The organism is uncultured Pseudoramibacter sp. (genome assembly GCF_903789625.1).
GTDB classification, from domain to species: domain Bacteria; phylum Bacillota; class Clostridia; order Eubacteriales; family Eubacteriaceae; genus Pseudoramibacter; species Pseudoramibacter fermentans.
On the sequence record NZ_CAIFFF010000006.1, the window covers coordinates 61,389 to 82,132 of the forward strand.

Below are 20,744 nucleotides of genomic sequence, written 5' to 3' on the forward strand. Positions count from 1 at the left end.
TGCGGCCTTTGATAAAATAGACCCACTTAATCGCATTTAAATACAATTTTGCGCCGCGGCGCATTTTTAAATTTACAATTTATTTTAATTTTCAGGAGTCTTACTTGCAGTCAATAGATTTAACGCAAAAGACCATCGCTGATCTGAAGCAGATGGCCGATCAATTATCCTTATCCTACAAAAGCAAAATCAGAAAGGCCGACCTCATCGCCTTGATCGAAGGCGCCCAGGCCGAACAGCGGAAAAAGCGCGAAAAGGAAGCGCAGGAGCACAAAAAGAAAGAAGCGGCTCACATCAAAAGCCGCTACAAGCTCAAGGACAACTTAAGCGACTCGACCTATTCCGAGGGGCCGGTCAAAATTCTGCCCGCCGGCTACGGCATCATCGAGCGGGACGGCGGCGCCCTGCCGGTCTACGTCTCCTCTTCTCAAGTGCAGAAGTTCCGCGTCGAAACCGGCGACATCCTCGGCGGACGGGTGCGCTCGCCAAAACGGGGCGAAAAGTACGCGGCGATGCTCTTCCTCGAAAAGGTGAACGGCGTCAAAACCGCCGATTTGATCAAGAAGATGGAAAAGCTGATGAACGCGCCGAAGAACAACCACGCGGACCGCTACGCGAAGACGCAGACGGGGGTGCTCGACGTGAATCCCGATGGCTATGGCTTTCTGCGCATCGAAAAGAATTTCTACCCAGGCGACAACGATGTCTACGTGCCGGCCAACATCATTCGGCGCTACAACCTGCGCACCGGAGATCTGATCGCCGGCCACCTGCGCAAATCCGACGAGAGCGAAAAGCAGGACGCCCTCCTCTACGTCGAAACGGTCAACGGCGCCATCCCCGAATCCATCGTGCACCGGCCGCGGTTTGAACGGCTGACCCCGATTTTTCCGAGAGACAAAATCACCCTCGAAACCAACCGCGACGCGATCTCGGCTCGGATCATCGACCTGTTTGCGCCGATCGGCAAAGGCCAGCGCGGGCTGATCGTCGCGCCGCCGAAATCCGGCAAGACGACGCTGCTCAAGGCCATCGCCAACGGCGTGCGCCAGAACGCGCCGGACATCAAGCTGATGATCCTCCTCGTCGACGAACGGCCGGAAGAAGTCACCGACATGGAACGCTCGGTGGACGCCGAAATCATTTACTCGACCTTCGACGAATCGGCTCACCGCCAGCTCAGCGCTGCCCAGATGACCCTCGCCCGGGCTAAGCGCCTCGTCGAACAGGGCCAGGACGTGATGATCCTCGTCGACAGCTTGACGCGGCTTGTGCGCGGGAACAACCTCGTCATCGAACCCTCAGGCCGGACCCTGACCGGCGGTCTCGACCCGGCAAGCCTCCACTTCCCGAAACAGTTTTTCGGCAGCGCCCGCAACATCGAAAACGGCGGCAGCCTGACCATTATCGCCACCGCCCTTGTCGACACCGGCAGCCGCATGGACGACATCATTTACGAGGAATTCAAGGGCACCGGCAACATGGAACTCCACTTGAACCGCGATCTCGCCGAACGGCGGATCTACCCAGCCATCGACATCAAGAAAAGCGGCACGCGGCGCGAAGAACTGCTCTTAAGCCCTGAAGCCCTCACCATGTCAGCCAATATCCGAAAGATTTACGGCAAGGACGGCGCCGACGAAATGGCGGAAAAAATCATTCTGCTGCTCACTCGAACCGAAAGCAACGCCGTGTTTTTGAAACGCATTTTGAAAAAATAAAATACAAAAATTCAGGCGCCAGCTTAAAAATAAGCTGGCGCCTGTTTTAATGATCAAAAAAGAAGGGCAGGAACTATGCCCACCCTCCAAGTATGTATCCGAAAACACATACCGCAATTAATATATTTATTATATTCAAAATGGCTCAAATTTGCAATACTTAGACATGTTGTTTTAAAATATTCAACCGAATATTTAAATCTTAAGGAATTCTTTTTTCAGAATAGCGAAAAAATCTATATCCTTTGTAACCATGATAATATCCAGTATTAATGAGTTGTCTCTTTTGGAGAGAACCTGAAATATTAATACCATTGTCTCTCAAATGACGCATAAGACCATTTGTTGTTTTATAACTCACTTCCACTCGCTCCAAAACTATTACTTATTTTACATACATTGTAAAACTTTTATGGAGAAGTCACAAGTTATTTCACATCAGGTTTAAAACTTTATGGAACAATAAATTTACGACAAATCCGCGTGATAGAACTTCTTATACAGCTTCATTTCCTCCGGCGTGTCGATGCTGGAACGGAAGACGACGCCGCCTGGGCCTTCCTCCGGAGATCTGAGGACGCCGCGCTTCGCGAGAACTCGGCGCAGCTCTCTGGCGGTGCCGCGGCCGCCGTCGTAGAGCTTGACGTCATTGCCGAGCACCCGGCGGATCTGCTTTTTCACAAAGGGATAATGAGTGCAGCCGAGGACGAGGCTGTCGATTTTCCCGCGGTAGGGCCCGAGAAACCGTTCGAGCATCGCGGCCAAATCCGGCGCGTCGAGGTGGCCCGCCTCGATGCGTTTCGCCAGCCTCGGGCAGGACTGGGACGCGCAGTCGGCGTAGCCCGCGTACCGTTCCCACAAATCGTGATATTTTTTGAGCGACAGCGTCACCGGCGTCGCCATGACGAGGACCCGATGGCTGCTCTCCGCCGTCGCCGCCGGCTTCAGCGCCGGTTCGATGCCGACGATCGGGATTGTGAACGTCGTTCGCAGCAAATCCGCCGCGGCGCTCGTCGCGGTATTGCAGGCGATGACGATGGCCTTCACGCCGTCGTCGACCATGCGCTGCGCGATGGCCATGGTCATCTGCTGGACCCGTTCCACCGACTTTTCGCCGTAGGGTGCGTTGGCCGAGTCGCCGAAAAACAGAAACCGCTCGTCCGGCAGCTCCCGAGTCATTTCCTGAAGGACGGAAATCCCGCCGAGCCCGGAGTCAATGACCCCAACGTAATTGTGAAATGCTGGTCGCATAAGGCCCTCCTTGTCGTGTAATCTTTTGATATTATACGTCATTTTTTATTTAATTGAAAGAGTGGTGAACAAGTAAAATTTCTGTGTTATAATAATCCCTACACGAATTCATACAAAAGAGGTTCAGTGTTATAATGCGAATTAAAAATATTGTACAGACAAGCATCGGTTTCGCTGCGGTGCTTGTTTTTTGTTCCCTGTTTGCGGTCGGTGCCCGCGCCGCGAGCTTAAGCTCCTACATCGCCTACACCCAGGCGACGGGCAGCTTCTCTGTGCTGGGGTCCTCCGAATCCGACGAGGCCTCTCCCGACGCGCTGATCCCCGGCAAGGCGCCGGGCCGCGACACCCAATCCGACAAAAAAATCGTCTATTTGACTTTTGATGACGGCCCATCGGAAAACACCGACGCCATTCTCTCCATTCTGAAGCAGAATCACATCCACGCCACCTTTTTCGTCTCGGGCATGTACCCCCAGTACCGCCATTTGATCAAAAAGGCTTACGATGAAGGCAATACCATCGGCCTGCACACCGAAACACACAAATATGACATCTACCGCTCGGAAGACACCTATTTTAACGATCTGAACCAGATCGCCCAAATCGTCAAATCGGAAATCGGCTTTGTGCCCGCCTACGTCCGCTTCCCCGGCGGCTCGTCCAACACGGTGTCCCGGAATTACGCCCAGGGCATCATGGGTAAACTAGCCGCGGAATTGAACAAACGCGGCTACCAGTACTACGACTGGAACGCCGATTCCACCGACGCCGCCCACAGCGAGGACGCGGTGGACGACCTCGTCAAGCACGCCACCGCCTGCAATGACAACAACGTCGTGCTGCTGTGCCACGACGCTCCCGGCAAAGGCACGACCGTCCAGGCGCTGCAGCGCATCATCGACAATTACCGCTCCCGGGGCTACACCTTCAAAGGGATTTCCCGCAATTCTTACGCCCCCCATCAGCCCATTGCAAATTAATGAAACGGAGAACGATCTTGAAACACCTATCCCAATTATTCGAACGCGTTTTTACCAAGTCTCTCGAAAACAGTGACCGCACCGTCTACGACCTATTCGACTGGCAAACCGTTGACGTCTCATTAACCGACTACCGCACCGGCCAAATTGCCTTCGAAATGAAAGGCCTGGAATTCCCGAAGGCCTACTCCCAGAACGCCTGCAACATCATCGCGAGCAAATACTTCAGAAAAGAAGGGGTTCCCGGCACCGGCCACGAAACGTCGATGCGCCAGGTCGCCGACCGTCTCGTCGGCTTCTGGACTGACGCGCTGCGCGAGGAAGGTCTCATCGACAACGACGCACAGTGGCAGATCGTCTACGACGAGCTGGTCTTCGCCTTCTTGAGCCAGATGTGGGCGCCCAACTCGCCCCAGTGGTTCAACACCGGCATCAAACGCAATTACGGCATTGAAGCCGAATCGGACAACCTCTATTACTACGACGAAAAGGCCGGCAAAGTCGTGCTGTCCAACGACCGCTACACCCGAACCCAGTCCTCGGCCTGCTTCATCCTCTCGATCAAAGATCAGCTTTTGGGCGAAGGGTCGATCTCCGATCACTACGTCTCCGAAACGAAGCTCTTCAAAGGCGGCTCCGGCGTCGGCACCAACTTCTCCTCGCTGCGGGGCGTCAACGAAAAGCTCTCCTCCGGCGGCAAATCCTCGGGCATGATGAGCTTTCTCCAGGGGCTCGACCGCAACGCCGGCGCGATCAAATCCGGCGGCACCACCAGACGGGCGGCCAAAATGGTCATCGCCGACATCGACCACCCGGAAATCGAAGCCTTTATCAATTGGAAGGCCCACGAAGAACAAAAGGTTCGGGATCTGGGCAAGATGGGCTACGACACCAGCATGGACGGCGAAGCCTACCAGACCGTTTCCGGCCAGAACGCCAACAACTCGGTGCGCGTCAACCGGGATTTCATGGACAAGGTCATGCATTTAGACGACGATCCGGACGCCACCCTGACGCTGAAGGGCCGGGTAGACGATCGGGTGAACCGCGACGTCAAGGTCCAGGAGCTTTGGCACGAAATCAACCAGGCTGCCTGGGAATGCGCCGATCCGGGGCTGCAGTTCGACGACCGCTTCAACGCCTGGCACACCTGCCCGGCCGGCGAGGACGGCAGCGTCGGCGCTAAATACAACCGGATCAACGCGACCAACCCGTGCTCGGAATACGCCTTTCTCGACGACACCGCCTGCAACCTGGCCTCCATCAACGTGTACCGCTTTTATCACGACGGCGTCTTCGACGTCGAACACTTCGTCCACCTGGTGGGATTGATTCAGCTGGTGCTGGAAGCGTCCATTTACTGGGGACAGTTCCCCACCGAGGAAGTGGCCCGCAAAAGCTACCTCTTCCGCACCACCGGCCTGGGGCTGGCCAACATCGCCTCATTGGTGATGGATGCCGGCTACCCCTACGATTCCGACGAAGCGCGGAACATCGCCGCGGCCCTCGCCGGCATCATGACCGGCGCCTCCTACGCGGTGTCCGCGCTGATGGCTGAAAAAGTCGGGCCCTTCCCGTGTTACGCCGTCAACGCGCCCTACATGGCCCGGGTCATCCGCAACCACGCGAGGATCGCCGGCGCCCGCACTGACGCCTTTGAAGATCTGGGATACGACCCCTACATCGTCGACCATCCAATTCTGAACCAAATCGGCATGTCCAATCTGTCCGACACCGTCAAGCAGGTCTGGCACGACGCGATGGATCTGGGCGAGGCCTACGGCTACCGCAACGCCCAAGTGACCGTCATCGCGCCAACAGGTACGATCTCCTTCGCGATGGACTGCGGCGCCACTTCAATCGAACCCTTTTACAGCCAGGTCGTGCTGAAAAAGCTCATCGGCGGCGGCGCGATGCAGATCGTCAACCCAGTGCTGGAAACGGCGCTGCACCATCTGGGCTACCCCGATGACCAGGTGCAGGCGGTGATGGATTACCTGCTCGAAACCGACGACAACGGCATGCTGAAGCACGGTGGCCTGAAGGGCGCGCCTTATATCAAAGAAAAGGATCTGCCGATTTTCGACTGTGCCAACGACATTCGGCCGGAAGGCCACGTGTTAATGGTCGCGGCGATCACGCCGATGATCTCCGGCTCGGTCAGCAAAACCGTCAACATGCCGAACAGCGCGACGGAAGCTGACATCGCGAACATCAACCTGATGGCTTACCGCTCGGGCTGCAAAGCCATCGCCACCTACCGCGACGGCTGCAAGGCGGCCCAGCCGCTGTCGACCGGCGGCCAGCAGGACGGCAAGCGCAAGCTGACGGACCTGAGCTACGACGAGCTCATCGATTTGGTCCAGAGCAATGCCAACGTACTGGAACGCAAAAAGCCCAAGGGCATCCGCAACAGCCGCACCCACGCGGCCAAGATCGGCGACATCGAACTGTACATCACCGTGTCCTTCTACGACAACGACCAGATCAGCGAAATCTTCGTCTCGACCGACCGGGAAGGCACCGTCGTCAAGGGGCTGCTGGCGTCATTGTCTAAGTCGATTTCCCACATGCTCCAGTACGGGATCCCGCCGAAGGACATCTCCGCGATGCTCAGAGGCCAAAAGTACGAACCTTCGGGGCTTGTGCTGCGCCACCCCTACATCAAGAGCGCGTCGTCGATTTCCGATTTGATCTCCAAGGTCATCGACATCGAATGCGGCGACTATTCCCGCTGCCAGGTCAAGCCGACCCACCACTACAAGCGCTCCGAATTCGTGCCGACTCAGGTCGACATGTCCTCGATGTCGGGGATGACCGAGCTCGACGACGGCGAACAGCCAGCCGACGACGCCGAATCCGGCGAACGCCTTTACGGTGAAATCTGCCCGAACTGCGGCAGCGACCGAATGGTGAGAAACGGCACCTGCAAGGTCTGCCTCGACTGCGGATCCACCACCGGGTGTTCCTGATTCACACACGCAAGAAAGCCTCAAACGCAATGTTTGAGGCTTTTTTCACATTATTCTTTTTGCTTAGTGTAGAGACGCTCCACATTTAAAAAATCATGCGGGGTCATAATTCTCGGATCCTTAATGCCTGATTCCAAAAAATCTTTATCGCCTGTCAAGAACACATCGGCACCTGCCATAACGGCTGCTCTAAATATAGGTTTGTCTTTCTCATCTCTAATTTTACTTTCATCATCAATTGATGCTTCTGGAACCTTGACGATTGTAATAGACGTCATAATGGCAGAAAGAAACTGATCCAATATCAAGATTTTTGTTGGAAATTTTCTATTGAAGACCTCTTTTAATTCATCGATATTCAAATCACAAATTATTGCACTATTGGGATAGCTCACTGCTCTGCAATACGCTTGAAATGGAATGCTATTAGGAAATAAAGCTGCAGAAATCAATATATTCGTATCAATAAAGACCTTCACCATTAGTCCTCATTTCGCACAGACTTCACCATTTCAACAACGTCTTGTTCGTTCTTAATGTCTGCTTTGCTCGCTTCACCTTTAAGACTATCCTGCAGCATACGCATCGCGTAAACAGCGGCATTCACAACTTTGACCTCACCATTGTTAACGATAAAACTAATGCGGTCGCCACTATCGACACCAAGGACTTTTCTAACGTCTTTAGGAATTGTAATTTGTCCCTTTGATGTTACTTTTGCATTATCGACAAATACATCTGTGTCCATAAATATACCTTCTTTCTAAATCACATAAATTTATTTTCCAGATATTCGACGTATGAATTCCTTACTTTTCTTATTTTCATTATACTCGCATTTCTAAAAAGCGCAAGTTAAAGAGCGCTATTTAATCCACCGAAGGATAAAATGATATTTAGAGAAATTTTACAAATTTGAAAAATAAATCATGATACAAAAAAATCGTCTCAAACAAGTCTAAGACGATTTTTAATAGCCACAGCATTATAACGCTACTTTCGCCGTCCGCCCGCGCTGCCGGTTCTGATCGCACCACCGGGCGGCGGCCGCGGCCGCGCTGTCCGGCCAGGCGGCTTCGAAAGTCAGGGTTTTGTGCTGCCAGGCCCGCAGCGTCACGGGGGCGACGTCCTCGAGCACAGGCGTCTCGCTCAAAACCCGGTCCCCTTCGCCGTAAAGGACGAGGGTGAAATCTGAGAGGACCGCCGTGTCGTAAGACGGATTCTCGAGCCGCAGCCGAAAGCGGATTTCGTGCCCGTTTTCGGGCTTTTCAGCGGGATAAACATTCAGCCGACCTTCTGCCCGGCCGAAGCGCATTCGTCCCGAAATCAGGGCCTTGAGCGCTTCAGATGGGCTGCCAATAACCGCGGAAGCCATCAGTCCTCCAGCGCAGCGGCGCAGTTTTGCAAGTCAGCGATAATCGGCAGGTGCTGAGGGCAGGCCCTTTCGCATTGGCCGCAGGCGATGCAGTCCGAAGCCTTCCCGGCCCCAGCCGTCGCGTTGGCGTAGCGGCGCTTGGCGTCGCTGGTCTGGCCGTAAACCATTTCCCGGTTCATGGCCGAGAAAATATTCGGAATCGGGATATGTTTCGGACAGCCCGCGACGCAGTAACGGCACCCGGTGCACGGGATCGCATCGATGGCGGCAATGGCCGCCTGCGCCTTTCGAATGACGGCCTGTTCGCTTTCGGACAGCGGTTCAAAATGCGTCATATAGGACAAATTGTCCGCCATCTGGGCTTCATCCGACATCCCAGAAAGGACGGTGATCACCCCAGGCAGCGACGCCGCGAACCGGATCGCCCAGGACGCCGCCGACACGTCCGGATTGGCCTCGGTTAAAATCTGCTGTACCGACGCCGGCGGCTGGGCGAGGAAACCGCCCTTGACCGGCTCCATGATCACGATCGGCTTGCCGAATCGGCGGGCGATGTCGTAACACTGCCGGGACGCCACCGCCGGATTGTCCCAATCGGCGTAATTGATCTGGAGCTGAACAAATTCCGCTTCGGGGTGATCGGTCAAGAGTTTTTCCAAGAGTTCCGGCGTGCCGTGAAAGGAAAAGCCGATGTGGCGGATCTTGCCCGCGGCTTTCTGCGCCTTCACAAAGTCCCACAAGCCGTAGTCTTCGTATTTCTGGTAATTGGTCAGCATCAGGGAATGGAGCAGGTAGAAATCGAAATAGCCCGCGCCGGTGCGCTCAAGGCTGACCGCGAGCTCGCGCTTCGCTTCTTCCGCGCTGTTCACGCCGATGGTGGCGTGCAACTTTGACGCCAGCATGAAGCTTTCTCTCGGGTAGCGGTCGACCAGCACCTGCTTCGCGGTCTTTTCCGAGCCGCCCTTGTCGTAGACGTAGGCCGTATCAAAATACCGCAGCCCCGCGTCCATGAACGCGTCGACCATCTTAGTCACCGTCTCCAGATCCGCTTTCCCGCCGCCCTGGGTGCCGGGCAGGCGCATCAGGCCGAAGCCAAGCTTCGGAATATCTTGGGCCCATTCTGTTTTCTGCATGGTGTTCTCCTTTTTTCTTAATTCTGTGCTGTTTTTTCTTTTATTATGCCACAGCTTTTCCGATTTTAAGCGAAAAAAAAGCGGCAAATGCCGCTTTTTTACCGCGATTTAATATTGATCCCGATGCACCTTTGAAAAGTTGTAATCCCGCCCGTCTTCGGCTTTGGGGTCAGCCGGGTAGCCGACGGAAGCGATCGCGAAGGGGATGACGTTCTCGGGCAGTCCCAGCGCTTTTTGTGCATTCGCGATCCGATCCTTGAAGGGCGCGATGGCCAGCCACACGGCCCCAAGATCCAAATGCACTGCTTCGAGCAGGATGTTTTCCATCGCGGCAGCCATATCGGCGTCAAAACATTCCGGGAAGCGGCAGGATGCCGGGTCGCCCACCGGCACGATCAGCACGCCGGCCTTCGCCGCGCATCCGGCGTAGGGCGAGGCAGCCGCCACTTGTTTTTTCACTTCCGGGTCGGTGACGACGACAAATTCCCATTCCTGCTGGTTGCCCGCTGTCGGCGCGGCCATCGCGGCTTTGATCAGGGTTTCAATTTTTTCTTCTTCGACTGGCCGGTCGGCGTACTGCCGGACCGAGTGTCGGGTAAATAATGCGTTCATACATTCTCCTTCGTGGGTTTGATCTTAGTGCCGATATTTTATCCTGTCTGCCCCAAGAAAAACTTAAATAACCCTTCAAAAATCACTGCGCTTTCCGGGGTCAGATCCAGCCGAAATGGGCGAGGGCCGCAGCGACCCCGTCTGCCGCGCATGGCGCGGTGACGTAATCGGCGATGGCCTTGACCGCTTCGCTGGCGTTGCCCATGGCGACGCCGGTACCGGCGAAGGCGATGAGCCCTTTGTCGTTGCCGCCGTCGCCAAAGGCGGCGCAGTCGTCCCTAGTCAGGCCGTAGGCCGCCAGCAGCTTCTCGGCGCCGAGAGCCTTATCGCTCTCTTTCCCGACGATGTCGCAGGCGCGGTCCCACCAGCGCAAGGGGTTCACGTTAGACGTGCCGGCCAGCAGGGCGGCGTCCTGATCGGCGGTCGTCCCGGCCATGATCTGGTAGACGTCCCCGGCCATCAGACGCCCAAAGGTGTCGCGATCGACGACGTGGTGCGGGTAATCGGCGAATCTCATGTAGTCCTCGAGGTTTTTCTGATAAAAATTGCTGCCTATGGTCTCTGCGCCCGCCAGCAGCATCGGCAGGCCCATCTGCTCGCCGTTTCGGACCATCTGCTTCACGTCGGACTTGGGGATCGGTGCGGAAATCACCGTCCCGCTCTGGTCGAAACCGTAGGCCCCATTGAAGCACAGGGCGCCGTCAAAGCAGAGATCTTCCACCTTCGGCAGTAAAATCGGCGGGCGGCCGCTGGCGAGAAAGAGCTTTGTCCCCTTTTCCTGCAGGCGCTTTAACGCATCCACCACCGCCGGGCGGATGCCGGAGGCGTCGAAATCGATCAGGGTCCCATCAATGTCAAAGAATACGATTTGGGGTTGCATGGTGTGTCCTTTCCGTTCAGTTTACTCTTATTATAGGCAAGGCGGCCGGATTAATCAAACATCCTTTATCGGCCTACATCGGATTATTTCCCGGGAAATAAAAAATCCCGCTGCGGTCAGCAGCGGGATGTGAGGTCCAACATGTAAGCGGAACGATTGAACCGTTCCCGAAAGGTCAGTCCCATTTTTCGTCGAGGTTTTCCTTGTCGCCTTCTTCGAAAAAGGGCGTGGTCGTCACCGTGTAGACGCAGGGCGCGTCGAAATCGTTGCGGATCATGTGCGCTTCGCCCGGTTCCATGTGGATGAAATCCCCAGGGCCGGCGTCGTGGCGCACGCCGTCGATGTAAAAAGCGGCCTGGCCTTCCAATACGTAAAAATCCTCCTCCATCTTGTGATGGACGTGGGGGCCGAAGGTCTGTCCCGGCTTCACCCGGACGATGCCGAAATTGAGCCGCGGCCCGTGAATAAAATATTTTGGACCGCTGTCGCCGTGGCGGTAGGCGCAGTCCCGTTCGTTGATGATTTTCATCGTTAAAGCAGATAAACCGGAAGATCCGCCTGTTCTTGGATATGCTTCTTTTCTTCCGCTTCTTTACGGGCTTTTTCTTCAGCCGCAGCCTTTGCCGCCGCTTCAGCCGCCTTGCGTTCGGCTTCGGCCTTTTCTGCCGCCGCTTTCGCTTCTGCTTCGGCTTTCGCCTTGGCTTCAGCTTCTGCCTTGGCTTTCGCTTCCGCTTCTGCCTTAGCCTTTGCTTCGGCTTCTGCCTTGGCTTTCGCATCAGCTTCTACCTTGGCTTTCGCTTCAGCTTCTGCCTTGGCCTTCGCTTCGGCTTCTGCCTTGGCCTTGGCTTCGGCTTCTGCCTTTAATTTTGCTTCAGCTTCCGCGTTTTTTTCACTGGCTTCAGCCATGGCTTCCGCCGCTTTTGGCTGTTCTTTAACTTCTTCTGTATGATTCTGAAGCATTGATTTTAATTTGTTCGTCTTTCTGGCCATAATTTAAAATCCCCCTTTGGCTTTAATTTCATCGTACAGCGCCCGATAATCCAGCGCGCCGTTCGCTTTGGGCTTGTACTCGAAAATCGACTGTCGAAACACCGGCGATTCCACGAGCGCCACATTTTTCCGGATGGTGTGCCGCATGAATTTGTCGCCGAAGGCGTTTTCCAGGTTTTCGTACTGGAGCTGGTTGATGTTGTTGCGCTTGTCGTGCATCGTCGCGAAGATGATCGAAATTTCCTTTTCGACCCCCAGCGAATCGTTGACGTACTGGAGCGTCTCCTGCAGCAGGTGGACGCCGTCCACCGCGTAGTACTCGGTCTGCACCGGAATGAAGATTTTGTCCGTCATAACGAGCGCGTTGGTCGTCACCACCGAAAACGACGGCGAGCAGTCGACGATGCAGTAGGCGTAGTCGTCCGCGATTTCCTTGAGCCGGCGCTTCAGGATGAATTCCCGGCCGACCATGCCGGACAGCCGCGGGTCGATCGTCGCCATGAGCAGGCTCGACGGGATGATGTCGACGTTGTCTTTCAGGTGAAAGATCGTGTCCGCCAGCGGGCGGTCGCCGGTCATCAAGTGGTAGATGCACGGCCGGTCGTAATCCGGCTCCATCAACGAGCTCGTCAGATTCGCCTGCATGTCGCAGTCGATCAGCAAAAGCTTCTGATTTTTTGCGGCCAAATCCTTTGCGAGGAGATAACCCAAATTGATCGCGGACGTGGTCTTGCCGCATCCCCCTTTTAAATTAAAAAAACTGATAACTTTCAATCTGCAGGCTTCCTCCTCTCCGCGTTGTGCCATCTGTTAAACCTTCAGATGAAATGCTTAACACATGGCACAAATAAAAGCTCCGAAGGGCTTGCGCCCTCCAGAGTTTCCATCAATCCGTTTGACTAAAGTTAGAGAATGAGCTTGCGCACATCCTGATGCGGCGAGGCGATCACAGAAGTGCTCGTGATCACGCCGTATTCGCGCATGGCGTTTTCAGCCGCCTTGACGGCCTGTTTCACAGGCGAGACTTCGCCGGTCATGATGACGAAGGCCTTTCCGCCAAGTCCGCGCGCCATTCTCACTTCAACCAATGTAATATTTGCCGCTTTCACTGCGGTATCCGCCACAACAATCGATGAAATGGCGTTGATCGTTTCGATAATCCCAATCGACTGAACGTTTTCGACATCGACGTTGGCCATCAATGCTGGGAAAACAGCCTGATGAATATTTGGAATCACGTGTGATTCGATGACGAACATTCCCCCGACAACTTCACCATTCTTGACAGAAGATCTTACCGCTCCTACATCGCCAGAAATGATGGTGATATATTTACCAGGACAAATCGGTGTCGCTGTCACCAACTCAACATTTCCGGATTTGAGCATTTGGTCAGTGGATTCGATACCGATAGGGATGCTTTTAAATTCGATAAATCCTATTGCGTTTTTCAAATTTCCACTCTTTCTTTATGCATCGTTCAACGCAAATTCTCACGCCTTGACGGTGACCACACCGTTTTCGACCGATGTGACTTTGCCATCAATACTTGAGAAAATACGTGCACTCAAAGCCCCTTCCGGAATTTCTCCGACCAGCTGACCCCGTTTGACTTCATCGCCGACGGCGACGACCGGTGTTGCCGGTGCTCCAATGTGTTGAGACATCTGGAGATGGACTTCTTTAAACTGCTTCTTGCACGGTTCCATCGGCGCGTCCTTGTCAAATTCATCCAGGCCTAAACGCTTGGTCAGGCGGTGAACATTGAAACGACGGTCTTCGATGAACGGATTGGCCGATTTCGGCTGATCGTGATGCGGGTTCTTGATCCCGTTTTTCTTCAATTCCCCTTTGAGGAATTCGTTGACCTTCCAAGGCTGGAGGTCCATCACGCACGCATACTGGCAAAGCCCGCAGTCGCAGCACAGGTAGGCGTTCGTCGGCAGGGCGACGTTGTCGCAGGTCGACGCGTAGGCCGCAATGCGCATCATCTTATGCGGTTCCAGATGGTGGCCGAGATTGTGTCTCGGGCAAACTTCCGTACACAGGCTGCACTGCATGCAGTAATTCGCAGCCAGCTTCAACGAGCGCTCTAAGCTTCTCGTTTTCGAGTGGATCAGATAATGATCTTTCGGCAAGACGATGAGGCCCTTCGTTCCCTTCGTGATGTACGAATCTTCGGAAACGATTTTCCCCATCATCGGGCCCCCATTGATGATCACATAATCACTGATGGTTGGGCCGCCAGCCAGGGCCAGCGCTTCTTTTACCGTGATCCCCAAAGGCACTTTTGTCGTAATGCGGCGTTTGACGTTCCCGGTGACCGTCAAGTATTTGTCGATAACCGGTTTGTCTTCGGTCACACAGTCGTGAAGGTTGAGTAAGGTTTCAACGTTCATGACCAATGCGCCGACCGCCAATGGAATACCGCCTTCTGGAACAATCTTGCCGGTGCATTCGTAGACGAGAGTCTGTTCGTCGCCAGCCGGGTAGAAATTGTTCATGATGTGCAGTTTCAGCTTTGGATATTTCGGCAAAAGTGAATTGAGTTTATTGATCGCCGGCACGTATTTTTTCTTCAGGCCGATAATGCCTTCTTTTGCTTTCGTGTGTTCGACGACCATGTTGAGAGCTTCCAGTAAGTCGGAAGCTCTCAGGTCCATTAATTGTTGATCGACTCGAAGCAGAGGTTCGCATTCAGCACCGTTGACAATAACGACATCAGCCGTCGCATCGATTTTGACGTGGGTCGGAAAAGTGGCCCCGCCAGCACCGACAATGCCAGCGCTTTTTACTTTGTCAACCAAGCTCATATGCAACTCTCCTCTGATTATTTAATGTTGAAGGCGTCGCAGAGTACGCATCTTCTTCTTCTTGCGAAGGTCTTTGCTGAGGTCAAGCCTTCACCGGTCGGGCCAGCGATGGTAAAGGTCGGATAGCCTTCGCCGCCAGCGCCCAGTCCTGCGTAGGAAGGACCGTTCTTGACAAAGATCGTGGAAGCGATCTTCTTGGACATCTTAGACAGCGCGTCGACGTTCTTGGAGTGCATCGTCGCGGTGTGGCGGTTGCCGTGTTCCAATTCGCAGGCCAGGTCGATCCCTTCGTCGACGTTGTCGACGCGGACGATCCCGAGGATCGGCATCATTAATTCGATCTGTACCAATGGATGGTCAGCCGGCAGTTCGCCGATTAAGACTCTGGTGTCTTCCGGTACGTCAATGCCAGCAGCCTTTGCGATGTATTTCGCGTCTTTCCCGACATAGTCACGGGAGACACGGCCGTCCGGTGCGACCATCGCAGCCAAATCGTCGAGCACCTTGCGATCCTTGATTTCGAAAGCGCCGTTCTTCTTCATGTTGAAGATCAGGTAATCTGCAACCTGGTCGACGACGACAACTTCTTTTTCAGCGATACACGGCAGGTTGTTGTCGAAGGTGCAGCCATCGATGATATCTTTTGCTGCTTTTTCGATATCGGCCGTTTCGTCGACGAGTGCCGGTGGGTTCCCAGGGCCAGCGCCGATGGCTTTCTTGCCGCTTGACAGAACCGCGTGAACAACGCCAGGGCCGCCTGTTGCGCAGAGGAGTCTGACATCAGGATGGTGCATCATGACGTTAGCGGATTCCATTGTCGGGTGTTCGGTAGACACGACCAGGTTAGCCGGGCCGCCTGCTGCTTCGATGGCCTGGTTGACCAGTCTGACGCAGTAGAGTGAGGTCTGGAGTGCGCCTGGGTGCGGAGCGAATACGATCGCGTTCCCAGCCGCTAACATGCTGATCGAGTTGTTGACGATGGTTTCATTCGGGTTGGTTGACGGGCAGATCGCACCGATGACACCGAATGGCGAGAGTTCAAGTAAGGTTAAGCCTTCGTCGCCTGTCCAGCAGTTCGCCTGGAGATCTTCCATCCCAGGTGTCTTTTCTGCACAGAGATAAGCCTTTGTCAGTTTATCTGGCACATTGCCCATGCCTGTTTCTTCAACAGCCATGTTGACGATGGTTTCGACGGTTTCCTTTTTCGTAAAGGTTTTGCGAATTTCGTCAATAATTTTGTAGCGCAGTGACAACGGGCGCATTTTGTAGTCGTTCCATGCCGCCTGAGCTGCTGCGATGGCATCTTCCATATCTTCGAAAATGCCGTCTTTGCCCTTGGCATCCTGAGTCGCTGGTGCAACACCGTTAGCTGCGTCAATGGATGTCATCACTCTTTTAACGATTGCTTCAATACCAGCTGTATCTATATTCATACTGCCTTCCTCCTAAAAATTAATCATTTTGTTGAATCACCGCAAGGCCTGCTTTGGCAATGGCCATATCTTCGTCGGCAGTTCCGCCGCTGACTCCGATCGCTCCGATCTGTTTGCCATCGACGATCAACGGATACCCTCCGCCAAAGGTAACAATGCGGTTTTGATTTGTAAATTGAATACCGAATAAAGGGCTGCCTTCCTTCGCCAGATCCTGCACATCCTCAGTCGGGCATTTCAGCGCGTTGGCGGTGAACGCCTTGTTCTGGGAAATGTCGATACTCGCGATCAGCGAATCCTTCATCCGTTCGTAATAAGCTAAATTTCCGCCACGGTCGACTGCTGAGAAGACAATCGGAACACCGAGTTCCCGGGCTTTTACCCGAGAGCCGGCGGCTGCGCGCTTCGCGAGCACCAGCAGCAGTTCGTTGTCGTCTTCAGACGTTTCAACCGGACCCTTTGCTTGTTGTTGATCCTTCATACCTTTTTCCGCTACATCCCGGATATCCTGTTCAAATTCTTCAACCCGTGCCAGTGTAAACAGCAGGTCTGACAGGCGGTTGACGTATTTGACCACTTCCGGTCTGAGTTCCGGGTCCTGCGCTTCGTAAGACACGATCCGTCTTTCTCCCCTTCGGACGACGGCGCGCGCGGTGTGCAGGGCTGCGGATGCGGGATTTCTGCCTGGGATCACAAACTTGGTCTGTTTGCCGACAATCTGTAAATAATGATCGATCTGCTGTTCCATCAAATCAATATCCGATTGTTCGACCCGATCCTTCAGCATTTTTCTGCCGCGGTCATCACTGGCCAGCTCAGCCTCCAGAATGTAGATTCTTTCTTCAACGTGCAGAAGGATATCTCGAATTTCTTCGTCTTTGGTCAGGGACGCTGCCATACCGATGAAGGCCTGGGCTTCGTCCATGGTCCCGTAGGCTTCGATCCGGATGTCGTCTTTCGAAATCCGGCTGCCGCCAAACAGGCCCGTCGTCCCTTTGTCCCCTGTGCGGGTGTAGACATTAGGCATTCTGTTCTCCTCTGCTATAGTGTTTTCTTAACCTCCGGTGCCGATGTTTGAATTTCATCGACAATACCGACGATCGTCATGTCCATTGGCGTCGTTTTATCGCCGTAGACAAAACGCGCCGTACTCCCTGTCGTGACAATGACGGTTTCGCCAATGCCGGCTCCGACCGTATCAACAGCGATGGATGTGGAGGAACTCGAATACTTTTCGAATTCGCCCTTTTCGTTGATTTTCTTGATGATCATCAACTTGCATCCCATCAGGTGCTGATCCTTCTGCGTAGAGACGATGGTGCCAACCACTTTCGCTAGCTGCATCCCGTTCACCTACTCTCTAACTAATTTCATCCCAAATTCTTCAGCCGCTTCAGCTGCAAACGCGGTTATGATCGCGTCTTTTCTGACTTTGACGACTTTCTGTCCCTTGCGGGTCATTAAATCTTTCCGACTGACAATATGGGAAACAATGATGTCACCTTCCACTGGTGCCGAAACAGGTGCGGCAGGTGCCGGTTCAGCTGCTTTGGGTGCAGCCGTTTCCGGTGTTGTGCATTCGCTGACTGGCTTTTCAGCACAGACTTCGTACAGATCAGCCGCTGCGCACAGCGTCCAGCCGAAAGTCCCAAGGGTCGCCAGATTGTCGCGAAGGACTTTGCGGTAACCGGCTGGGACTTTCCCCATTCCGAGCTTAGCGCGGACTTCATCGTCGGGGTCTGCCCCGTCGATGGCACAGACAAACGACTTGCCCGACATAATGGCCTGGCTGATCGTTGTCAATACAGGTGTGTCCGCAATGCCGTGAGCAATTTTCGCCGCCGTGTTGATGGTCAGCGTCGGCAGAATCACTTCATCGGCTGTCTTCACAAATTCCTTGAGTTCAAACACGTTTTCGTTCGTGTAAACCTGATCGACATCTAAAGCCTTTTTTATTTTATCAAGATCAAGGACTTGTTTCGAACTGTCCGTCACTAAGACTTTAAGCTGCCATCCGTCTTTGCGAAGCTTTTCCATTGCCTTCAGGCCGTTGGTGTAGCCAATCGCGGCACCTGTAAAGCAAACCAATGCGGTTTTCGGTCTATTGTTTAACCGTTTGATGACTTCATCGACGATCCGCTGAACCAGAAGATTAAACATGTCTTCATTGTTCACCAAATCTTTTAAGTCCAATTGATCACCACATTTCTAATTCATTAAACTTCTTTTTCCGCCTCAAGCCTTGCAATTAAATGCAATGCCTAACGGCGTTACCAATAAGGGTTCTACAGGTTTAACGGTTTTGATGCCGATTTCCCTTTCGAAGACGCTTTCGAATTTTTTGAATTCGCAAGCCCCACCGACGACGTAAATGGTATCGACATTATAACCGTCGATGTAGCGCCGGACGATTTCAGCCATTTTTTCCACCGTGGGCTTAATCAGCGGGAAGATTTTACTCTCATCGTCATGGATTTTCATCTCTTCCGCTTCATCAAAACTGATGTGGTAGGCCCCGGCGATGACTAGACTCATGTGGGTCCCGCCTGTCGGCTCATCCGCGGTGAATACAACTTTTCCATGATCTAAAATAGAAATCCCTGTCGTTCCGCCGCCGACGTCCACAACCGCGCCGTTTTCGATGCCGAGCACCGTAGCGGCCGCTGTCGGTTCGTCGAGCACGTTGGTCACGTTGAAATCACAGGACTCCACAACATTGGCAATGATTTTAGTATTGCCTTCGATGATTCCCGGAGGAATGGCCGTTGCTGCCGGCGCATTGCTCAGATCCACACCAATCCGGTCTTCAAGCTGCCGCTTCAGGTCTTTGACAATGTCGACCGCACCGATATAATCGACGACGATCCCGTCTCGGACGACGTGGGCGCCTTGGGTCGCTCCGGCGACCGGCTTGTTGTTTTCGTCCACTACAGCCACAACGATATTAGCCGTCCCGAGGTCAACGCCAACTTTAAGCCTGCCTTCATAAGGCGCGACTCTTTTTTGTTTGATCAATTCGTCAAATGCTAATATGGTATCGTTGCCGCTTTTCCAATCCATTAATACGCTACTCCCTGTTATTTTTTAATTACGATTTTGACACAGCTGCCTTTTTTCAAGCCTGCCGCTTTCGCTTCGTCGCCGGTCAGCATCAATTCGTGCCGGCCATCTTCGGTGACGTGAACGAGGACATTTTCGAAAATCGTGCCGTCAACCCCTCTGGAATCGACTGACACCGTGTCTTTGTCTTTAAGCTGCAGCTGGTCTGCGATGTAAGTCGGCAGGTTTACACTTCGTCTCGGAATGATTGCCCCTTTTTCGCAGGCGACTGCTCCGGCCGGGCCGACAATTCTGCACGCCGCCGATTGATAATCATCTTTCGATTCGCGTATCGGCGCGTCGACGCCAATCGCTTCACTTTCCGACCGGGACAATTCAATGACCGGGTCTTGATCATCATCGAGCAGCGGTCCGAAAATGTAGCCATGGGTTGATCCCTTCGGCCCGCTGATGGCAACACCTTCTTCATAATAAAAAGAATTCAGATCTTTTGCCCGCGTTAATGTGGCGTGAGACCCGAAAAGCTGTTCCACCGTTTTCTGACTGCAGTAAATGTGTGCGCTGGGAATCCCCAGTGTGATGAGATCAGGCGACGCGTCGCATTTTTGTGCCTTCTGAAAGGCTTCCAAAATGATCTGAACCATCTGGCTGATCTGCTTTTCATTATACATTGCTCGGCTCTCCTTTCTTGTTATTGACAAGTCCAGATTGCTTAATTTTTCTTGTCTACCGGATCCGGCATTTCTGTCTTTGTGCCCCGTGAAGGTTCAAACTGACTGCCAAAAGTCGGAATATTCCAGTAGTACTTCATCCAGTATTTGTCCCGAACATTTTCGGGATCAAAGCCCTTTGTCTGTGTATTGTAGACCATCGGCATGAGCCCATCTGAGGGTCTGGCGATGACGATCGCTGACTGACAGCCATTGCCCTTATCGCAAGCTGCTTCTGCGGCAGCGACTGCCGCTTTGCACGCGCCGACATCTCCCAATACTTTGACAACATGCATGCCGCCGCCTCGGCTGGACTCAATGCCCAATAGACAGACATTTGCGGACTTGACCGCTGCATCAGCTGCTTCGATAGCTGTTGCAAGTCCCTTGGCTTCAATGAAACCAATAGATTGGCGCATTGACTTCTCCTTTCTTTGGCTTAAAGCATCACGCGTCTAATGACTTAAACGGCATCCGCTTAATCAAGCGCGCTGCGTTGGACCCGATGGCCCGCAGCTTTTCTTCTCCTGCGTTGGGCGAAATGGTAAACAACGGTTGACCGTCCCTTAATTTGATAAAATGCAGGACAATGCTGTGGCTGTCAATTCCGATGCCCACACCCAGGTGAGAATCCTCTGCCGCTTTATACGCTAAATCTTTTGCCGAAATTTTTTCTGTTATGTCTTCGTATTTATAAGGTAAGCCTTCTTCTTCGATCCCGAGGATGACTTCGGTGACGACGTCCTTCGGCACCGAACCCTTAATACTGTAGACCATTATTTCAGGTTTTGGTGCTTCTAATCCGGGATTCATA

23 protein-coding genes are annotated in these 20,744 nt (G+C 53.5%); 3 read left to right on the forward strand and 20 right to left on the reverse strand.

The window, feature by feature from the left end:
* The first annotated feature begins 104 nt into the window (after positions 1 to 104).
* Positions 105 to 1,721 (forward strand): transcription termination factor Rho, encoded by a 1,617-nt coding sequence (rho, locus tag QZX60_RS05105; protein WP_295362039.1) that lies wholly within the window; start codon positions 105 to 107, stop codon positions 1,719 to 1,721.
* Positions 1,722 to 2,189: 468 nt separating this feature from the next.
* On the opposite strand, the gene murI is transcribed toward rho, so the two are convergent.
* Entirely contained in the window at positions 2,190 to 2,972 is a 783-nt protein-coding gene (murI, locus tag QZX60_RS05110; protein ID WP_295362040.1) for a glutamate racemase, read from the reverse strand.
* 134 nt (positions 2,973 to 3,106) lie between these two features.
* Here murI and QZX60_RS05115 point away from each other — a divergent pair, with 134 nt between their 5' ends.
* Both QZX60_RS05115 and QZX60_RS05120 read left to right on the forward strand, forming a co-directional pair.
* A complete protein-coding gene (locus tag QZX60_RS05115; RefSeq protein WP_154576209.1) occupies positions 3,107 to 3,952 on the forward strand; it encodes a polysaccharide deacetylase family protein in 846 nt (281 codons plus the stop codon).
* 17 nt (positions 3,953 to 3,969) lie between these two features.
* On the forward strand, positions 3,970 to 6,924 hold the full coding sequence (locus QZX60_RS05120) for a vitamin B12-dependent ribonucleotide reductase (RefSeq protein WP_295362042.1): 2,955 nt from the start codon (positions 3,970 to 3,972) through the stop codon (positions 6,922 to 6,924).
* A gap of 50 nt (positions 6,925 to 6,974) precedes the next feature.
* Here QZX60_RS05120 and QZX60_RS05125 read toward each other — a convergent pair whose 3' ends face one another.
* The 19 genes from QZX60_RS05125 to QZX60_RS05215 form a co-directional block, all read right to left on the reverse strand.
* Positions 6,975 to 7,406: a putative toxin-antitoxin system toxin component, PIN family gene (locus QZX60_RS05125; RefSeq protein WP_363174772.1), complete on the reverse strand. Its 432-nt coding sequence runs from the start codon at positions 7,404 to 7,406 to the stop codon at positions 6,975 to 6,977.
* Positions 7,406 to 7,672, reverse strand: coding sequence for an AbrB/MazE/SpoVT family DNA-binding domain-containing protein (locus QZX60_RS05130; protein WP_295362045.1), 267 nt, complete (start codon positions 7,670 to 7,672; stop codon positions 7,406 to 7,408). Before QZX60_RS05130 ends, QZX60_RS05125 begins: the two co-directional genes overlap by 1 nt.
* A 237-nt stretch (positions 7,673 to 7,909) precedes the next feature.
* A complete protein-coding gene (locus QZX60_RS05135) occupies positions 7,910 to 8,299 on the reverse strand; it encodes a hypothetical protein (protein WP_295362047.1) in 390 nt (129 codons plus the stop codon).
* Positions 8,299 to 9,432 carry an aldo/keto reductase gene (locus tag QZX60_RS05140; protein WP_295362048.1) on the reverse strand — a complete coding sequence of 378 codons (1,134 nt, stop codon included), beginning with the start codon at positions 9,430 to 9,432 and terminating at the stop codon, positions 8,299 to 8,301. The genes QZX60_RS05135 and QZX60_RS05140 overlap by 1 nt, the downstream gene beginning before the upstream one ends.
* A 108-nt stretch (positions 9,433 to 9,540) precedes the next feature.
* Positions 9,541 to 10,044 carry a nitroreductase family protein gene (locus QZX60_RS05145; protein WP_295362050.1) on the reverse strand — a complete coding sequence of 168 codons (504 nt, stop codon included), beginning with the start codon at positions 10,042 to 10,044 and terminating at the stop codon, positions 9,541 to 9,543.
* A gap of 100 nt (positions 10,045 to 10,144) precedes the next feature.
* Positions 10,145 to 10,924, reverse strand: coding sequence for a Cof-type HAD-IIB family hydrolase (locus QZX60_RS05150; protein WP_295362052.1), 780 nt, complete (start codon positions 10,922 to 10,924; stop codon positions 10,145 to 10,147).
* 175 nt (positions 10,925 to 11,099) lie between these two features.
* Positions 11,100 to 11,453 carry a dimethylsulfonioproprionate lyase family protein gene (locus QZX60_RS05155; RefSeq protein ID WP_295362053.1) on the reverse strand — a complete coding sequence of 118 codons (354 nt, stop codon included), beginning with the start codon at positions 11,451 to 11,453 and terminating at the stop codon, positions 11,100 to 11,102.
* A 2-nt stretch (positions 11,454 to 11,455) separates the two neighbouring features.
* Positions 11,456 to 11,914, reverse strand: a complete 459-nt coding sequence (locus QZX60_RS05160; protein ID WP_295362055.1) for a hypothetical protein — start codon at positions 11,912 to 11,914, stop codon at positions 11,456 to 11,458.
* Between the two features lie 3 nt (positions 11,915 to 11,917).
* Positions 11,918 to 12,688: a ParA family protein gene (locus QZX60_RS05165; protein WP_295362056.1), complete on the reverse strand. Its 771-nt coding sequence runs from the start codon at positions 12,686 to 12,688 to the stop codon at positions 11,918 to 11,920.
* Between the two features lie 131 nt (positions 12,689 to 12,819).
* Entirely contained in the window at positions 12,820 to 13,368 is a 549-nt protein-coding gene (locus QZX60_RS05170) for a BMC domain-containing protein (RefSeq protein WP_295362057.1), read from the reverse strand.
* 39 nt (positions 13,369 to 13,407) lie between these two features.
* Entirely contained in the window at positions 13,408 to 14,733 is a 1,326-nt protein-coding gene (locus QZX60_RS05175; RefSeq protein WP_295362058.1) for a 4Fe-4S dicluster domain-containing protein, read from the reverse strand.
* An 11-nt stretch (positions 14,734 to 14,744) separates the two neighbouring features.
* A complete protein-coding gene (locus tag QZX60_RS05180; RefSeq protein WP_295362060.1) occupies positions 14,745 to 16,160 on the reverse strand; it encodes an aldehyde dehydrogenase family protein in 1,416 nt (471 codons plus the stop codon).
* A 19-nt stretch (positions 16,161 to 16,179) separates the two neighbouring features.
* Complete coding sequence (locus QZX60_RS05185) at positions 16,180 to 17,187, reverse strand: cob(I)yrinic acid a,c-diamide adenosyltransferase (RefSeq protein ID WP_295362062.1); 1,008 nt, start codon at positions 17,185 to 17,187, stop codon at positions 16,180 to 16,182.
* Positions 17,188 to 17,201: 14 nt separating this feature from the next.
* Positions 17,202 to 17,504 carry a EutN/CcmL family microcompartment protein gene (locus QZX60_RS05190; RefSeq protein WP_295362064.1) on the reverse strand — a complete coding sequence of 101 codons (303 nt, stop codon included), beginning with the start codon at positions 17,502 to 17,504 and terminating at the stop codon, positions 17,202 to 17,204.
* 9 nt (positions 17,505 to 17,513) lie between these two features.
* On the reverse strand, positions 17,514 to 18,320 hold the full coding sequence (locus tag QZX60_RS05195; protein ID WP_295362066.1) for a flavoprotein: 807 nt from the start codon (positions 18,318 to 18,320) through the stop codon (positions 17,514 to 17,516).
* A gap of 75 nt (positions 18,321 to 18,395) precedes the next feature.
* A complete protein-coding gene (eutJ, locus tag QZX60_RS05200; protein WP_154576777.1) occupies positions 18,396 to 19,220 on the reverse strand; it encodes an ethanolamine utilization protein EutJ in 825 nt (274 codons plus the stop codon).
* Positions 19,221 to 19,237: 17 nt separating this feature from the next.
* Complete coding sequence (locus QZX60_RS05205; protein ID WP_295362069.1) at positions 19,238 to 19,891, reverse strand: PduL/EutD family phosphate acyltransferase; 654 nt, start codon at positions 19,889 to 19,891, stop codon at positions 19,238 to 19,240.
* A gap of 41 nt (positions 19,892 to 19,932) precedes the next feature.
* Positions 19,933 to 20,349: a BMC domain-containing protein gene (locus QZX60_RS05210; protein WP_154576779.1), complete on the reverse strand. Its 417-nt coding sequence runs from the start codon at positions 20,347 to 20,349 to the stop codon at positions 19,933 to 19,935.
* A gap of 28 nt (positions 20,350 to 20,377) precedes the next feature.
* Positions 20,378 to 20,743, reverse strand: a complete 366-nt coding sequence (locus QZX60_RS05215; protein WP_295362071.1) for a glycerol dehydratase reactivase beta/small subunit family protein — start codon at positions 20,741 to 20,743, stop codon at positions 20,378 to 20,380.
* Between the last annotated feature and the right edge of the window lies 1 nt (position 20,744).

Bases quoted from the DNA above. Each gene is read 5' to 3' on its own strand.
- murI (WP_295362040.1), bottom strand. From the start codon at position 2,972: ATGCGACCAGCATTTCACAATTACGTTGGGGTCATTGACTCCGGGCTC.
- QZX60_RS05115 (WP_154576209.1), top strand. From the start codon at position 3,107: ATGCGAATTAAAAATATTGTACAGACAAGCATCGGTTTCGCTGCGGTG.
- QZX60_RS05125 (WP_363174772.1), bottom strand. From the start codon at position 7,406: ATGGTGAAGGTCTTTATTGATACGAATATATTGATTTCTGCAGCTTTA.
- QZX60_RS05130 (WP_295362045.1), bottom strand. From the start codon at position 7,672: ATGGACACAGATGTATTTGTCGATAATGCAAAAGTAACATCAAAGGGA.
- QZX60_RS05135 (WP_295362047.1), bottom strand. From the start codon at position 8,299: ATGGCTTCCGCGGTTATTGGCAGCCCATCTGAAGCGCTCAAGGCCCTG.
- QZX60_RS05140 (WP_295362048.1), bottom strand. From the start codon at position 9,432: ATGCAGAAAACAGAATGGGCCCAAGATATTCCGAAGCTTGGCTTCGGC.
- QZX60_RS05145 (WP_295362050.1), bottom strand. From the start codon at position 10,044: ATGAACGCATTATTTACCCGACACTCGGTCCGGCAGTACGCCGACCGG.
- QZX60_RS05150 (WP_295362052.1), bottom strand. From the start codon at position 10,924: ATGCAACCCCAAATCGTATTCTTTGACATTGATGGGACCCTGATCGAT.
- QZX60_RS05155 (WP_295362053.1), bottom strand. From the start codon at position 11,453: ATGAAAATCATCAACGAACGGGACTGCGCCTACCGCCACGGCGACAGC.
- QZX60_RS05160 (WP_295362055.1), bottom strand. From the start codon at position 11,914: ATGGCCAGAAAGACGAACAAATTAAAATCAATGCTTCAGAATCATACA.
- QZX60_RS05180 (WP_295362060.1), bottom strand. From the start codon at position 16,160: ATGAATATAGATACAGCTGGTATTGAAGCAATCGTTAAAAGAGTGATG.
- QZX60_RS05185 (WP_295362062.1), bottom strand. From the start codon at position 17,187: ATGCCTAATGTCTACACCCGCACAGGGGACAAAGGGACGACGGGCCTG.
- QZX60_RS05190 (WP_295362064.1), bottom strand. From the start codon at position 17,504: ATGCAGCTAGCGAAAGTGGTTGGCACCATCGTCTCTACGCAGAAGGAT.
- QZX60_RS05195 (WP_295362066.1), bottom strand. From the start codon at position 18,320: ATGTTTAATCTTCTGGTTCAGCGGATCGTCGATGAAGTCATCAAACGG.
- eutJ (WP_154576777.1), bottom strand. From the start codon at position 19,220: ATGGATTGGAAAAGCGGCAACGATACCATATTAGCATTTGACGAATTG.
- QZX60_RS05205 (WP_295362069.1), bottom strand. From the start codon at position 19,891: ATGTATAATGAAAAGCAGATCAGCCAGATGGTTCAGATCATTTTGGAA.
- QZX60_RS05210 (WP_154576779.1), bottom strand. From the start codon at position 20,349: ATGCGCCAATCTATTGGTTTCATTGAAGCCAAGGGACTTGCAACAGCT.
- QZX60_RS05215 (WP_295362071.1), bottom strand. From the start codon at position 20,743: ATGAATCCCGGATTAGAAGCACCAAAACCTGAAATAATGGTCTACAGT.